We start from the raw sequence: 13,504 nt of genomic DNA, 5'->3' as shown, positions 1-13,504 counted from the left end.
GATGAGCAATCCGCGTCACAACATCCGTGAAATCCGCGCGCCGCGCGGCGACGAGCTGAATGCCAAGAGCTGGATGACCGAAGCGCCGCTGCGCATGCTGATGAACAACCTCGATCCCGACGTGGCCGAGAACCCGAACGAACTGGTCGTCTACGGCGGCATCGGCCGTGCCGCCCGCACCTGGGAGGATTTCGACCGGATCGCCGCAACGCTGAAGACGCTGAACGAGGACGAGACGCTGCTCGTTCAGTCCGGCAAGCCGGTCGGCGTGTTCCGCACCCACAAGGATGCGCCGCGCGTTCTGATTGCCAATTCCAACCTCGTGCCGCATTGGGCCACGTGGGATCATTTCAACGAGCTCGACAAGAAGGGCCTTGCGATGTACGGCCAGATGACGGCCGGTTCATGGATCTATATCGGCACACAGGGCATCGTTCAGGGCACCTACGAAACCTTCGTCGAAGCCGGCCGCCAGCATTATGACGGCAACCTCAAAGGTAAGTGGATACTTACCGGTGGTCTCGGCGGAATGGGTGGCGCGCAACCGCTCGCAGCCGTCATGGCCGGCGCCTGCTGCCTTGCCGTCGAATGCGATGAGACCCGCATCGATTTCCGTATCCGCACTCGCTATGTCGATGAAAAGGCAAAGACACTCGACGAGGCTCTCGCCCTCATCGACAAGTGGACCAAGGCCGGAGAAGCCAGGTCCGTCGGCCTGCTCGGCAATGCCGCGGAGATCTTCCCGGAACTCGTCAAGCGCATGAAGGCCGGCGGCCCGCGCCCGGATATCGTCACCGACCAGACCTCGGCACATGACCCGCGCAACGGCTACCTCCCGGTCGGCTGGACCGTCGAGGAAGCCAAGGCCAAGCGCGAAACCGATCCGAAATCCGTCGAAGACGCTGCCCGCGCCTCGATGCGCCAGCATGTCGAAGCCATGGTTGCCTTCTGGGATGCCGGCGTTCCGACACTCGATTACGGCAACAACATCCGCCAGGTGGCCAAGGACGAGGGCCTCGAAAACGCCTTCGCCTTCCCGGGCTTCGTGCCGGCCTATATTCGCCCGCTCTTCTGCCGCGGCATCGGTCCATTCCGCTGGGCAGCCCTGTCGGGCGACCCGGAGGATATCTACAAGACCGACGCCAAAGTGAAGGAGCTGCTGCCTGACAACAAGCACCTGCACAACTGGCTCGACATGGCGCGCGAACGCATCGCCTTCCAGGGCCTGCCGGCGCGTATCTGCTGGGTCGGCCTCGGCGACCGCCACAAGCTCGGCCTCGCCTTCAACGAGATGGTCCGGAACGGCGAGTTGAAGGCGCCCGTCGTCATCGGCCGCGATCACCTGGACTCCGGCTCCGTCGCCTCGCCGAACCGCGAGACCGAAGCGATGAAGGACGGCTCGGACGCCGTTTCCGACTGGCCGCTGCTGAACGCACTGCTCAACACCGCATCGGGCGCCACCTGGGTGTCGCTCCACCACGGCGGCGGCGTCGGCATGGGCTTCTCGCAGCACTCCGGCATGGTAATCTGCGCCGACGGCACCGACGATGCGGCGCGCCGCCTCGGAAACGTTCTTTGGAACGACCCGGCGACCGGCGTCATGCGCCACGCCGATGCGGGCTATGACATCGCAATCGATTGCGCCAAGGAGAAGGGACTGCGGCTGCCGGGGATTTTGGGGAACTGACGATCACATCAGCCGGACAGAACCACCGTATTGCGCGAGGGTTCTGTCCGCTGTCAGCAGGACCAGACCTTCCGAAAAGGCCTGGGCGACAAGCAGGCGGTCAAATGGGTCCCCATGAATAGACGGCAGATTTTCGACAGCCGTCGCATGCTCGCCGGTCACCTGCAGTTCGTCGAATCCGTTATCGAGCAGGAAGCGCCGCAAAAGCCCGGCCGTGATGTCGAAATTCGGCCTGCGCCGAACCTTGATCGCGACTTCCCAAATACTGACGACGGAGAAGATCAGCTCGTTGGTCTCGTCCTCGACAAGCTTGACGAATTCCTTTGGCAGCCGGTCGGATTCCTCAGCCGTCCAAAGCAGAAAGTGCGTATCGAGCAAAAATTTCATCGGTCTTTGAACTTGTCGGGATTGCCGTAGAACATTTCCTCGATCTCCTCGGCCATCATCGTGTCGAAGTCTTCGGGTGTCTTGAACATGCCCTTCATGAAACCGATACGCCGCTTCTTGGGCTTCTCGACCTCATCGATCGGCACGACCTTGCCGATCGGTTTGCCCGCCTTGGCGATGATGAAGGACTCGCCTTTCGCGACCTTCTCCATCAGGCGCGACAGGTTGGTCTTGGCTTCATGGATATTGACGATTTCCATGGTGCATGAACCTCTTTGAACTTAGTCCACTAAACTTAGTCCACTAAACTTAGTCCACTTGATCGAATTTTTCAATCCGGAGCCCGCCATGCCACGCATCACCCATCTCAAGGCCAGCAACCATCGCCGCATGCCGTGGAAGAATGGCGGCGGGGAGACGGTGGAGATTGCTGTCTTTCCCGAGAACGCGGCGCTCGGCGCATTCGATTGGCGGGTCAGCATGGCAACGGTTGCCAGCGATGGGCCGTTTTCGATTTTCGAGGGGATCGACCGGACCTTGTCGATCCTCACCGGCAACGGCATATCGCTCGCCATCGGCGGCCGGGATCCCGTTTTGCTGACCAAATCGAGCGAGCCGCTCGCCTTCCCTGCCGACGTTCCGGTGGCCGCCGCCCTCGCCGACGGCACGATCACCGATCTTAATGTCATGACGCGGCGCGCTGGGCTCAAGCACAGCGTCTTGCGGCTTGCAGTCGATGGTGATTGGACCGGGACAGCGAATGCCGGCACGGTCCTGCTTGTCTGCCGCGACGGCAGCCTCGTCTGCGAATACGGTGGAGAAAATGCAGCACTCGAGAATGACGACGCGGTTCTGGCCGCAGTGGAACGCCCGTCTCCACTCGTTCTTCGCGGCCGCGCAACCTGCTATCTGATCCACATCTGGCAGGCGTAGCACGCCACGCCTGCATCTTCGCCAAGCAATCAGGCGCGATCCAACTCGCTGCGCAGCCGGTGCAAGAAGAGTTTCAGCTGCTCTTCATCGACGCCGACGAGGTGCCGCTTTTCCGGATAGGCGCCGGTTTTGACATCCTCGGCGAATTCGGCGAAGGCCGCGATACGCTCGCGCTGCAACCGGTCATGCTCGGCTGCGAAGTTGCGATAGACCTTGGCGTGGCGCGGATAGTGGTCCCGATTGGCGCCGAGCACATCGTCGGCGAAGAGATATTGCGCATCGCAGCCGGTTCCGGCACCCATGGAGATCATCAGCATAGAAGTGTTCTGGCTGATCGCAGCCGCGACCTCGCCGGGCACGACCTCGATCTCGGCCGCGAAGGCGCCCGCATCCTCCAGCGCCTTGGTCTGGCGCCAGATCTCGAAGGCGCTAGCAGCTGTCTTACCGACGGCGCGAAAGCCACCGGTCCAGGTCGCCTTAGATGGGATGAGGCCGACGTGACCGCAGACGGGAATCCCCTCCTCGCGCATCCGCCGGATGGTGGAGAGCCCGGCAGCGCAATAGACGGCATCACCGCCGGCTTTCAGCGCCTTGAACGCCTCGCGCATATATTCGTCCGCCGAGACCAGATCGCCATATTCAAGCCCAGGGATGGCAAATGGGCTCGGCGCCACCTCGCGGAAGACCGGCCCCAACAGCGCCGGTGGAACCGAGACGATATCGATCTTCGCCTTCTCCGCGGCTTCCGCCTCCTCCAGCGAGGTAACGCGCAGCATTGTAAGTTGACGCTTACCTTTTTCCGCCAAAAGATCGGCTACGGTCGGCCGGATATGCTTCTTCATTCTGTTCTCCATTCAGGCCGCGAGCAGCGACTTCAATTTGACATTAGTTGAGGTCAGGGCCGCCGGATCGGGATGGGCGCGCGCTGCAATCAGCATCTCCGCAAGGCGGATGTCGCGGGCGACGGCATTGCCGGTACCGATGCCGCTTGCCGCCAGCAGGCGGCCGCCGGCATCGAGATGGAAGAGGATGAAGGCGCCGTCGCCGAGATCGCGCCTCAGATGCGTCACTGCTCCATCAGAGAGGCCTGCAATCTGCAGCGTCAGATCATATTGATCCGACCAGAACCACGGCACGGCGGAAATCGTCTCGCTGCCGCCCATCATATTGGCGGCGGCGAGGGTGCCCTGCTCCTGCGCATTGCGCCACGATTCGAGTCGCACGCGTTTACCGCCGTAAATTTCAAGGGGAAAAGAGCAGCAGTCTCCGGCAGCATAAATGCCCGGCCTGGAGGTCTGCAGATGGGTATCGACAGCGATACCGTTATCAACGACAAGACCTGCTTTTTCCGCCAGTTCGATATTCGGCCGGGCACCGATCCCAACAAGGATCAGGTCGGCCTCCAGCACCTCGCCGGCCATGCGGATGAAGGCATGGTCCTCCGCTTCGCCGATCGCTTCGATCGCCGCTCCGCAGCGCAGATCGATGCCTTCGCCCCGATGACGCTCTGCGAGCGCATGGGCGATCTCCTCAGGCACGCCACGCTTCAACACCCGCTCGAGCCCCTCGACGAGGGTGACGCGCGCGCCGAGCTTGATCGCCGTTGCCGCCACCTCGAGGCCGATGAAACCGCCGCCGATAATGGCGATATGCCTGCCCGGCTGCATGACACCGCGCAGGGCGATCGCGTCCTGGTGCGTGCGCAGCGCCCGGATCCGCGCGCTCATCGCAGGCGCACCGGGAAACTCCCTGGCGCTGGCGCCCGTCGCCAGCAGCAGCTTGTCATAGGAGATCACCGCGCCATCGGAGAGCACCATATTCCGAGCTTTCGGATCGAGACTCTCCACCGAAACGCCGGTCAGCAGGCGGATATTCGCCGCCTCATAGCGTTCGGCAGCAGCGATCAGCTTGGGTTCGATGGTTTCGCCGAGGCTTGCCTTCGATAGCGGCGGCCGCTCGTATGGCAGCAGGGTTTCGGTTCCGACAAGCGTGATGCTGCCGTCGAAACCCTTTTCGCGCAGCGCAAAGGCAGCGCGGGCGCCGCATTCTCCGGCCCCGACAATGACGAAATGAGACACAGGAGCCTCCTAGAGAGAGATGAAGACGGCGCCGCCTTCGACCTTGACCGGATAGGTCTTCAGGTTGACGCAGACGGGAGCACCCTTGGCCTCGCCGGTCTTGTAGCTGAAGCGGCCGTTATGTTTCGGACATTCGATGATGTCGTCCATCACCAGACCATCCGCGAGGTGAATGCGCTCGTGCGTGCAGAGCCCGTCCGTCGCAAAGAACTCGTCGTCGGGGCTGCGATAGACCGCGAAGGTTTTGCCGTCGTGATCGAAGCGGATGACATCCTCCTCATCGATATCATCGGCCGCGCAGACTTCGATCCAGTTTCCGCTCATGTTCTTTCCTCCCAGATATGTCGTTTATTGTGCGGCGGGGGCGAGCTCGCCGTGGAACTCCTCGCGATAGGGCCGTGCCGTCTGCGGCAGTTCGCGTTTCAGGAAATAGTCCTCGTTGCGCAGCTGGCGCAGGAAGGCCGGGATCATTTCCTTGTAGCCCGACCACATCGAGGCGTTCGGCACCGGAAGATCGTGTTTGATCATCGCGTGCAGCTGCGGCAGCGCGTGATAGGGCACCATTGGGAACATGTGATGCTCGACGTGATAGTTCATGTTCCAGTAGATGAAGCGGCTGATCGGGTTCATGTAGACGGTTCGGCTGTTCAGCCGGTGATCGATGACATTGTCGGCAAGGCCGCCATGCTGCAGCAGGCCGGTCAGCACATGGTGCCACGCACCGTAGAGACGCGGCAGACCAATCAGCATCAAAGGCAGGAACGAGCCCAGATAGACCGCCAGCGCGATGGTCACGAGATAGATCGCCAGCCAGATGCGCGCCACCTGGATCGTCTTCGACTGTTCCATCTCCGGAATAAAGGTCTTCTCGGCCGCGCTGATGACACCGAAGGCGTTGCGCAGCATATCGATGACGGCATATCCGGCGTCGAGAATGCCGAAGAAATTGAGGATCAGCCGGAAGAGATCCGGCGGGCGCATGACCGCGATTTCAGGGTCGCGGCCGACGATGACTGTATCGGTGTGATGGCGGGTGTGACTCCAGCGCCAGGTCACCGGATTGCGCATGATCATGAAACAGGCGATCTGATAGACGGCGTCGTTCATCCAGCGCGTCTTGAATGCCGTGCCATGACCACACTCGTGCCAGCGGCTGTCGGACGCCGAGCCGTAGAGCACGCCGTAGGCGAGGAAAAAGGGTACGCAGAGCCAAGAGCCCCAGAAATAGATGCCGAGACCGGCGAAGATCACCATGCTGCCGAGCCAGATGACCGTGTCGCGGATCGCCGCCGCATCGGAGCGCTGCATCAGCGCCTTCATCTCCTTGCGCGACACTTCGGTGTGATACCATTCGGCCGCGGCAAGCCCTGTCTCAACCGCCCGGCGGCTGCTCTCGCCCAGCAGGCTATAATCGCGTTTCATCGTCTCGGTCATTCTTGCCTCCCGCCGCTCCTTGGCCGCCATGAAGGTTAAGTTGACTTTGCGCCGGGCTCAATGCAGTCTTGATATATTCTATCAAAACACATCACGACTGACTTTCATTGGTGATGGAATCCATCAGGAAGAACGATGCGCCGGCCAACCATTTCCGATCTCGCCCGCAGCTCCGGCGTCAGTGTCGCGACCGTCGATCGCGTGTTGAACGGCAGGCATAAGGTGCGCGAGGAGACGGCGCGCCGGGTCTATGACGCAGCGCAATCGATCGGTTACCACGCGGTCGGCCTCATCCGGCAGCGGGTGTTCGAGGACCTGCCGCGCTATCAGCTGGCCTTTCTGCTGCAGAAGCCGACGCAATCCTTCTACCAGGCCTTTGCCCGCGAGATCGAGCTTGCGGCTGCGGCCTGCACCACGGCACGGTTGCAGGTTCAGATCGATTATCCCGCCGCCTCCACCCCTGCCGCCATTATCGAGAAGCTCAGGAGCCTGACCGCCCGCAATCAGGCGGTGGCCATGGTGGCGCCCGATTATCCGGCGGTGACGGCCGCCGTCGAGGAGCTGAAGCAGAAGGGTATTGCGGTTTTCACTGTCCTTTCCGACTTCGCGGAGGGCGTGCGCGCCGGCTATCTCGGCCTCGACAACCGCAAGGTCGGGCGCTCGGCAGCCTGGACGATCGCCCGCACGGCCCGGAAACCCGGAAAGGTAGCCTGCTTCGTCGGCAGCCATCGCTTCCATGGCCATGAGCTGCGCGAAATGGGTTTCCGCTCCTATTTCCGCGAGGAGGCGCCGGAATTCGATCTGCTGGAGACACTGATCAATCTCGATACTGTCGAGATCACCCACGAAGCGACGTCGACGTTGCTGCAGAAACATCCCGATCTTGCCGGCCTCTATGTCTGCGGTGGCGGCATGGAGGGAGCGATTGCGGCGATACGCGAGGAGAAGCGCACCGGCGAAGTGGCGCTGATCGTCAACGAGCTCGTCCCCGAGAGCAAGGAGGGTCTGATGGATGGCACGGTGACCATGGCGATCAGCACGCCGCTGCCGGCACTTTGCCGCGAGCTGATTACCCAGATGACCACGGCAATCGAAACCGGGGAAGCGGGGAGCGCCGGCCAGACTTTTCTGCCGCTCGAGATCTATATCCCCGAGAATATCTAGAATGATAGAATTCCATCATTTCGGTTGAAATTCTATCACAGATGATAGGGACGCATGGCCTTCTGCCGCTAGCGGCGCTTCGAATTTCAGGTAGAGATTCGATCAACCATTGATCCGCACTTGCGCACCGCAAGCGCGCCCCGGGAGGACCCACACATGACATCCATTCGCTACGCGCTGAACCATATGGCCGCGCCGAAACTTGGCATCGACGATTTCTTCGCGCTGGCAAAGAGCCTCGGCATCGATGCGGTTGAGATCCGTAACGACCTCGATGGAAACGCCATTCTCGACGGAACGCAGCCGTCGGCGATCAAGACGGCGGCAGCCCGCCATGGCGTGACGATCATCTCGATCAACGCCCTGCAGCGCTTCAACGAGTGGAACGACACCCGCGCCGCCGAAGCCCGGGAACTCATCGACTATGCCGCAGCATGCGGCGCCAAGGCACTGGTGCTGGTGCCGAAAAATGACGGCACCGGCCGCGAGGATGGCGCACGTCAGGCCAATCTGCGCCAGTCACTCACTGCCCTGAAGCCGATGCTGGATGCCGCTGGGGTCATCGGTCTCGTTGAGCCGCTCGGCTTCGAGATCTGCTCACTGAGCTCGAAGACGGAGGCAGCCAAAGCGATCCGTGAGCTCGGCGCCGAAGGCAGCTTCAAGCTGGTGCACGACACGTTCCATCATCACCTTGCCGGCGAGGCCGCGATCTTCGCTGATCTCACCGGGCTGATCCACATCTCCGGCGTCGACGATGCCAAGGTGACGGTATCGGACATGCGCGATCCGCACCGGGTTCTGGTGACGTCAGCCGATCGGCTCGACAATGCCGGTCAGGTGCGTGCGCTGCTGCAGGCGGGATACATTGGTCCCTGCTCCTTTGAGCCCTTCTCGCCGGAAGTCCACGGCTTGCAGGACCCGGCCGCGGCGCTGCGCCATAGCATGGATTACCTCGCGTCGGCAGTCTAGAGCGTTTCGCGGCCGCGGAAGCGGCGCTGATAGGCGGGATCGTAGAGCGAGCTCTCGCGGAAGTCGCTTGCTGACAGGGACGGACCGGCGAAGATGATCGCCGTCCGTTCGATCGGTTCAGCGGCAACCTTCGCCTCGATATCGCCAAGCGTGCCGCGGATGATCCGCTCATCCGGCCAAGATGCCTTGACGACGATCGCAACCGGGCAATCGGCGCCATAAAGGGGCGTCAGCTCGGCCACGACCTGCGGCAACGCATGGATCGCCAGGTGAATGGCGAGCGTCGAGCCCGTCGCCCCGAATTTCTCCAGCGTTTCGCCATTCGGCATCGGCGATGCGCGGCCGGAGACGCGCGTCAGCACAAGGCTCTGCGCAACCGCCGGGATCGTCAATTCACGGCCGAGCGCAGAGGCGGCGGCGGCAAAGGCCGGAACACCCGGCGTCATCGTGTAGCCGATACCGTGCTTTTCCAGGCGGCGGATCTGCTCGGCGACAGCGCTCCAGACGGAGAGATCGCCGGAATGCAGGCGGGCGACATCCTCGCCGGCACTGGCAGCCCGCAGATATTCCGCCTCGATCGCGTCGAGCGACATCGGCGCGGTATCGACGATCCGCGCGCCGGGCGGGCAATATTGCAGCAGTCCCGGCGAGACGATCGATCCAGCATAGAGGCAGACCGGGCATTTCGCGATCAGATCGCGGCCGCGAACGGTGATGAGGTCTGCGGCACCTGGCCCGGCGCCGATGAAATGTACGGTCATTCCTGATCCTTTATCCAGCGCCATTGCGTGACGGGCATGGCCGGCCGCCAGCCGCTCATCGTGCCGACAGGTGCAGCGCGGGAAATATCGAGGCGGGTGAGCGAGCCGCCGCGTTTTGCATATTCCGACAGTAGCAAGGCCTCCATCTCGAGCGTCACGGCATTGGCAACCAGCCGGCCGCCGGGCTTCAGGGCCGCGATCGCCGCTTCAAGGACACCAGGCTCGCTTCCGCCGCCGCCGATGAAGATCGCATCCGGTTCCGGCAGGCCGGCAAGGGCAGCGGGCGCCGCACCTTCGACAAGGGCCAGATGCGGCACGCCAAGCGCCGTTGCATTGCGCGCTGCGCGGGCGGCGCGTTCCGGCGACTGTTCGATGGCGATCGCTTTCAGCGAAGGGTCACAGAGCATCCACTCGATGCCGACGGAACCGGATCCGGCGCCGATATCCCACAACAATTCGCCATGGCGCGGCGCCAGCGCAGACAGCGTCACCGCGCGGATCTCGCGCTTGGTGATCTGGCCGTCATGCTCGAACAACGCATCGTCAAGGCCGCTTGCAAAGGAGATGATGCGGGCAGCCTTGTCCGCCACGACCTCGATCGCGCAGACATTCAAGGAATCGATACCCTGAAGCGCAAACTCGGCCGCGGTGTTCGCGCGAACGCGCTCTCGCTCGCCGCCGAGGGCTTCCAGCACGGTCATGCGGGAGCGGCCAAAGCCGATACCGGTCAGCAGCGCCGCGATGGCTGCCGGGCCATTCTCGTCGGAGGTCAGCGCAATGATCCGGCGCCCGTCGTGCAGATGGGGCAGGATCAGCTCTACCGGGCGGCCGTGGAGCGAGATTGCCGCGGTGTCCTGCAGCGGCCAGCCAAGCCGCGATGCGGCAAGACTGAATGCCGAAGGCGCCGGGATCACACGCATCTCGCCAGCACCGATCCGCCGGGACAGCGTTGCGCCGACGCCGTAGAGAAAGGGATCGCCCGATGCGAGAACGACGACGGGCGTGCCCCTATGCGCAACAATGTCTCCGACGGAGACCTCGAACGGGCTCTGCCAGACCCGCCGCTCACCGGAGATCAAGCCGTCCATCAGCGCGTGATGCCGCGCCCCTCCATAAACCACCGGCGCGCCTGTGATCAGACGTTTCGCCTCATCGCCCAGTCCATCTGGACCATCCTCGCCGATACCGATAATGGTCAGCCAGGGCTTTTCGGATCGGGATGGCAGATCAGACATGGCGGCATACCGGGTTCTGATTTTGGGCGGGACGAGCGAGGCGCGCGCATTGGCGGCCGCCCTTCGCGATCGTGACGGGCTCGATATTCTGCTGTCGCTGGCCGGAAGAACCGAAAATCCGTCCACACAGCCGGTTTCTGTCCGCATCGGCGGATTCGGCGGCACCGAAGGTCTCGCGGCATTCCTTGCCGAGGGAAAATTCGATCTGCTTGTCGACGCGACCCACCCGTTTGCCGCGCGGATCTCGGCAAATGCCGCCGAGGCTGCGCGGACCTCCGCCGTTCCGGCCATTGCGCTGCGCCGTCCGCAGTGGCGCGAAGAGCCCGGCGATCGCTGGATCCAGTTCTCTACCATCCCGGCCGCAATTGCGGCGCTGGGCATCGTACCGCGCCGCGTCTTTCTGGCCACCGGGCGCCAGGAGGCGCATGCGGCCGAGGCGGCGGCGCATCATTTCTATCTTGTCAGAAGCGTCGATCCGGTGACCCCGCCTCTGGCGCTGGGCAATGCGACCTTCATCCTCGATCGCGGCCCCTTCGTGCTCGATGCCGAACTGGCGCTTCTTCGGGAATATCGGATCGATGCGATCGTCGCCAAGAACAGTGGTGGTGACGCCACCTACGCCAAGATCGAGGCGGCGCGCGTTCTTGGGATCGACGTCTTCATGATCGGCCGTGCCGCAACACCCGCCATGGAGACGGTCGAGACTGTCGGCGAGGCGCTGGCGGCGATCGATCACCGGCTTCCTCCGGCCATGAAGCGTGGCGTGTAGACAAGATCGGATTTGCCGTTCCGGGCGATGATGCGGGTCTCCGGCGAGCCGATGATGACACAGGTTGCCATATCTGCAACCGCCGCGTCGGCAGTCGCGAGCGGCTGGACAACGATGCGCTCATCAGGCCTTCCGGCCGCTCGCCCGAAGATGACGGGCGTGGTGCCGGGCAACTCCCGGCGCAACAGCTCGAAGGCCCGCCCCAGCTGCCAGGGCCGCGCCTTGCTGATCGGATTATAGAGGGCAATCACGAAGCCAGCCTGCGCCGCAAGCGCCAGCCGCTTTTCGATGATCTCCCAAGGCTTCAGATTGTCCGACAGCGAGATGGCACAGAAATCGTGGCCGAGCGGCGCGCCCGTGCGCGCAGCAACCGCCAGCATGGCGGTGATACCGGGCAGAACGACGAGATCGACGGCGCGCCATGCGGGATCACCCTTGTCGATCGCCTCGCAAAGAGCGGCAGCCATGGCGAAAACACCGGGATCGCCGCCGGAAACGACGCAGACCGTCCGGCCCTCTGCCGCCATCGTCAGCGCGGCCGCGGCACGGTCCAGCTCCTCGCGATTGTCGGAGGTGTGGCGCGTCTGGTGCGGCTCATAGGCTATGCGGTCGAGATAGGGACCATAGCCGAAGAAATCGGTCGAGACGGCAACGGCGCGTGCCGCTTCCGGGGTCATCTGGTCCGGATTGCCCGGGCCGGTGCCGATCACATAGAGCCTGCCGCTCATCGGTTCGACTCCCAGCCGGGCACGAGAACCAGCGAGAAATACGGCGCTTCGCCATCCGGCCGTTCGGCGAGCTTGATCATCGCCGCATTGGCCATCGTGCCGCGCTCGACATAGACGGCTTCTCGCAACCGGCCGGCTGCTTCCAGCGCCCGCCGGATCTTCGGCAGATTGCGGCCGACCTTCATGATGACGGCGGCCTGCGTGTCGGCCAGCCTGCGGGTCAGTTCCGCTTCCGCCATCGTGCCCGGAAGAACGGACAGCACGTCGTCACCCTGGACGATCGGCATGCCCGCGACCGACCAGCAGCCGGACATGGCGGTAATCCCGGGGATCACCTCGGCCGGATAGCGATGCGCCAGCCGCACATGCAGATGCATGTAGGAACCATAGAACATCGGATCGCCTTCGCTGAGGATGGCGACGGTCTTTCCGGCATCGAGATGGGCGGCGACGGCTGCGGCCGACGCGTCGTAGAAGGCGGTGATCTGGCTCTGATAGGCCGCCTCGCCCTTATCGATCTCGGTGGTGACAGGATAATAAAGCGGCAGAAGCTCGGCGCTTGCGGAAATCAGATGCTGCACGATGGCACGCCCGTTTCCGCTCCGCCCCTGCTTGGCGAAATAGGCGATGACATCAGCCGCCTCGATCGCCTTAGCGGCCTTGATGGTCAGCAATTCCGGGTCGCCCGGTCCGGTGCCGACGCCGATCAGACGGCCGGGAGCGCTCATAGTCCGGGCCTCGCCAACGCGTTGACCGCAGCCGCCGTCATCGCACTGCCGCCAAGCCGGCCGCGCACGATCGCATAGGGCACGCCATAGGAATTCTCGGCCAGTGCATCCTTGGATTCCGCCGCGCCGACAAAGCCGACAGGCATGCCGAGGATGGCCGCAGGCTTCGGGCCGCCGTCACGAAGCAATTCCAGGAGATAAAAGAGGGCCGTCGGTGCATTGCCGATCGCGACGACGCTGCCCCCCAGCCGGTCGCGCCAGAGTTCGATCGCCGCTGCCGAGCGCGTGTTTCCCTTGGCTTTGGCTAGATCGGGCGTGCGCGGATCGCGCAACGTGCAGATCACCTCGTTGCCCGCCGGAAGCCGGGCGCGGGTGATGCCATGGGAGACCATTTCCGCATCGCAGAAAACCGGCGCGCCCGACTGCAGGGCCGCGCGGGCCGCCTGGACGAAACCGGGCGCGAAGTCGAAATGTGCAGCCGCTTCCACCAGTCCGCAGGCATGGATCATGCGGACCGCCACATCGGCCTCGTCAGGCGCAAATCGCGACAGATCGGCTTCGTTGCGGATGATCGCGAACGAGCGCTCGTAGATCGCGTCTCCCTCGCGGATGTAATCGTAGTCTGGCATCC

16 protein-coding genes are annotated in these 13,504 nt (G+C 63.3%); 5 read left to right on the top strand and 11 right to left on the bottom strand.

Annotation, left to right across the window (positions count from 1 at the left end):
* Position 1: 1 nt before the first annotated feature.
* On the top strand, positions 2-1,687 hold the full coding sequence (hutU, locus tag AC1DIJ_RS03420) for a urocanate hydratase (protein WP_112388905.1): 1,686 nt from the start codon (positions 2-4) through the stop codon (positions 1,685-1,687).
* A 3-nt stretch (positions 1,688-1,690) separates the two neighbouring features.
* Here the strand turns inward: hutU and AC1DIJ_RS03415 are convergent, their stop codons facing one another.
* Positions 1,691-2,074 carry a type II toxin-antitoxin system VapC family toxin gene (locus AC1DIJ_RS03415; protein ID WP_112388904.1) on the bottom strand — a complete coding sequence of 128 codons (384 nt, stop codon included), beginning with the start codon at positions 2,072-2,074 and terminating at the stop codon, positions 1,691-1,693.
* Positions 2,071-2,334: a type II toxin-antitoxin system Phd/YefM family antitoxin gene (locus tag AC1DIJ_RS03410; protein WP_112388903.1), complete on the bottom strand. Its 264-nt coding sequence runs from the start codon at positions 2,332-2,334 to the stop codon at positions 2,071-2,073. Before AC1DIJ_RS03410 ends, AC1DIJ_RS03415 begins: the two co-directional genes overlap by 4 nt.
* 88 nt (positions 2,335-2,422) lie before the next feature.
* Between AC1DIJ_RS03410 and AC1DIJ_RS03405 the strand changes: the two genes are divergently transcribed.
* Entirely contained in the window at positions 2,423-3,007 is a 585-nt protein-coding gene (locus AC1DIJ_RS03405; RefSeq protein ID WP_477831176.1) for a HutD/Ves family protein, read from the top strand.
* Between the two features lie 29 nt (positions 3,008-3,036).
* On the opposite strand, the gene AC1DIJ_RS03400 is transcribed toward AC1DIJ_RS03405, so the two are convergent.
* Genes AC1DIJ_RS03400 through AC1DIJ_RS03385 form a run of 4 tightly spaced genes read right to left on the bottom strand, consistent with a single transcriptional unit; the run spans position 3,037 to position 6,519 of the window.
* Complete coding sequence (locus tag AC1DIJ_RS03400) at positions 3,037-3,849, bottom strand: 3-methyl-2-oxobutanoate hydroxymethyltransferase (protein WP_112388902.1); 813 nt, start codon at positions 3,847-3,849, stop codon at positions 3,037-3,039.
* A gap of 12 nt (positions 3,850-3,861) precedes the next feature.
* Positions 3,862-5,085 carry an FAD-dependent oxidoreductase gene (locus tag AC1DIJ_RS03395; RefSeq protein WP_112388901.1) on the bottom strand — a complete coding sequence of 408 codons (1,224 nt, stop codon included), beginning with the start codon at positions 5,083-5,085 and terminating at the stop codon, positions 3,862-3,864.
* A 9-nt stretch (positions 5,086-5,094) separates the two neighbouring features.
* Positions 5,095-5,409, bottom strand: coding sequence for a MocE family 2Fe-2S type ferredoxin (locus tag AC1DIJ_RS03390; RefSeq protein ID WP_112388900.1), 315 nt, complete (start codon positions 5,407-5,409; stop codon positions 5,095-5,097).
* A 24-nt stretch (positions 5,410-5,433) separates the two neighbouring features.
* Complete coding sequence (locus AC1DIJ_RS03385) at positions 5,434-6,519, bottom strand: fatty acid desaturase family protein (protein ID WP_112388899.1); 1,086 nt, start codon at positions 6,517-6,519, stop codon at positions 5,434-5,436.
* A gap of 135 nt (positions 6,520-6,654) precedes the next feature.
* Here AC1DIJ_RS03385 and AC1DIJ_RS03380 point away from each other — a divergent pair, with 135 nt between their 5' ends.
* Together AC1DIJ_RS03380 and AC1DIJ_RS03375 are read left to right on the top strand one after the other, a co-directional pair.
* Positions 6,655-7,683 carry a LacI family DNA-binding transcriptional regulator gene (locus AC1DIJ_RS03380; RefSeq protein ID WP_112388898.1) on the top strand — a complete coding sequence of 343 codons (1,029 nt, stop codon included), beginning with the start codon at positions 6,655-6,657 and terminating at the stop codon, positions 7,681-7,683.
* Positions 7,684-7,839: 156 nt separating this feature from the next.
* The gene (locus AC1DIJ_RS03375; RefSeq protein WP_112388897.1) at positions 7,840-8,652 is read left to right on the top strand and encodes a TIM barrel protein; all 813 of its coding nucleotides are present in this window, start codon (positions 7,840-7,842) and stop codon (positions 8,650-8,652) included.
* Here AC1DIJ_RS03375 and cobM read toward each other — a convergent pair.
* Entirely contained in the window at positions 8,649-9,413 is a 765-nt protein-coding gene (gene cobM / locus AC1DIJ_RS03370) for a precorrin-4 C(11)-methyltransferase (protein ID WP_112388896.1), read from the bottom strand. The two genes, AC1DIJ_RS03375 and cobM, sit on opposite strands and share 4 nt — an antisense overlap.
* The gene (gene cbiE, locus AC1DIJ_RS03365) at positions 9,410-10,648 is read right to left on the bottom strand and encodes a precorrin-6y C5,15-methyltransferase (decarboxylating) subunit CbiE (RefSeq protein ID WP_112388895.1); all 1,239 of its coding nucleotides are present in this window, start codon (positions 10,646-10,648) and stop codon (positions 9,410-9,412) included. Before cbiE ends, cobM begins: the two co-directional genes overlap by 4 nt.
* Here cbiE and AC1DIJ_RS03360 point away from each other — a divergent pair.
* Complete coding sequence (locus tag AC1DIJ_RS03360; RefSeq protein WP_112388894.1) at positions 10,647-11,417, top strand: cobalt-precorrin-6A reductase; 771 nt, start codon at positions 10,647-10,649, stop codon at positions 11,415-11,417. The two genes, cbiE and AC1DIJ_RS03360, sit on opposite strands and share 2 nt — an antisense overlap.
* Here AC1DIJ_RS03360 and AC1DIJ_RS03355 read toward each other — a convergent pair.
* Genes AC1DIJ_RS03355 through AC1DIJ_RS03345 form a run of 3 tightly spaced genes read right to left on the bottom strand, consistent with a single transcriptional unit; the run spans position 11,381 to position 13,502 of the window.
* Positions 11,381-12,145 (bottom strand): precorrin-3B C(17)-methyltransferase, encoded by a 765-nt coding sequence (locus tag AC1DIJ_RS03355; RefSeq protein WP_112388893.1) that lies wholly within the window; start codon positions 12,143-12,145, stop codon positions 11,381-11,383. The genes AC1DIJ_RS03360 and AC1DIJ_RS03355 overlap by 37 nt on opposite strands.
* A complete protein-coding gene (locus tag AC1DIJ_RS03350; protein WP_112388892.1) occupies positions 12,142-12,873 on the bottom strand; it encodes a precorrin-2 C(20)-methyltransferase in 732 nt (243 codons plus the stop codon). The genes AC1DIJ_RS03355 and AC1DIJ_RS03350 overlap by 4 nt, the downstream gene beginning before the upstream one ends.
* Positions 12,870-13,502, bottom strand: a complete 633-nt coding sequence (locus tag AC1DIJ_RS03345; protein WP_112388891.1) for a precorrin-8X methylmutase — start codon at positions 13,500-13,502, stop codon at positions 12,870-12,872. The genes AC1DIJ_RS03350 and AC1DIJ_RS03345 overlap by 4 nt, the downstream gene beginning before the upstream one ends.
* Between the last annotated feature and the right edge of the window lie 2 nt (positions 13,503-13,504).

The organism is Rhizobium sp. 10N427 (assembly GCF_056394605.1).
The sequence above is the reverse complement of the archived record's forward strand: the minus strand, read 5'-3'. Positions and strand labels throughout refer to the sequence as shown.

Bases quoted from the DNA above. Each gene is read 5' to 3' on its own strand.
- AC1DIJ_RS03390 (WP_112388900.1), bottom strand. From the start codon at position 5,409: ATGAGCGGAAACTGGATCGAAGTCTGCGCGGCCGATGATATCGATGAG.
- AC1DIJ_RS03415 (WP_112388904.1), bottom strand. From the start codon at position 2,074: ATGAAATTTTTGCTCGATACGCACTTTCTGCTTTGGACGGCTGAGGAA.
- AC1DIJ_RS03355 (WP_112388893.1), bottom strand. From the start codon at position 12,145: ATGAGCGGCAGGCTCTATGTGATCGGCACCGGCCCGGGCAATCCGGAC.
- AC1DIJ_RS03350 (WP_112388892.1), bottom strand. From the start codon at position 12,873: ATGAGCGCTCCCGGCCGTCTGATCGGCGTCGGCACCGGACCGGGCGAC.
- AC1DIJ_RS03380 (WP_112388898.1), top strand. From the start codon at position 6,655: ATGCGCCGGCCAACCATTTCCGATCTCGCCCGCAGCTCCGGCGTCAGT.
- AC1DIJ_RS03400 (WP_112388902.1), bottom strand. From the start codon at position 3,849: ATGAAGAAGCATATCCGGCCGACCGTAGCCGATCTTTTGGCGGAAAAA.
- AC1DIJ_RS03375 (WP_112388897.1), top strand. From the start codon at position 7,840: ATGACATCCATTCGCTACGCGCTGAACCATATGGCCGCGCCGAAACTT.
- AC1DIJ_RS03385 (WP_112388899.1), bottom strand. From the start codon at position 6,519: ATGACCGAGACGATGAAACGCGATTATAGCCTGCTGGGCGAGAGCAGC.
- AC1DIJ_RS03345 (WP_112388891.1), bottom strand. From the start codon at position 13,502: ATGCCAGACTACGATTACATCCGCGAGGGAGACGCGATCTACGAGCGC.
- AC1DIJ_RS03410 (WP_112388903.1), bottom strand. From the start codon at position 2,334: ATGGAAATCGTCAATATCCATGAAGCCAAGACCAACCTGTCGCGCCTG.
- AC1DIJ_RS03405 (WP_477831176.1), top strand. From the start codon at position 2,423: ATGCCACGCATCACCCATCTCAAGGCCAGCAACCATCGCCGCATGCCG.
- AC1DIJ_RS03360 (WP_112388894.1), top strand. From the start codon at position 10,647: ATGGCGGCATACCGGGTTCTGATTTTGGGCGGGACGAGCGAGGCGCGC.
- hutU (WP_112388905.1), top strand. From the start codon at position 2: ATGAGCAATCCGCGTCACAACATCCGTGAAATCCGCGCGCCGCGCGGC.
- cbiE (WP_112388895.1), bottom strand. From the start codon at position 10,648: ATGTCTGATCTGCCATCCCGATCCGAAAAGCCCTGGCTGACCATTATC.
- cobM (WP_112388896.1), bottom strand. From the start codon at position 9,413: ATGACCGTACATTTCATCGGCGCCGGGCCAGGTGCCGCAGACCTCATC.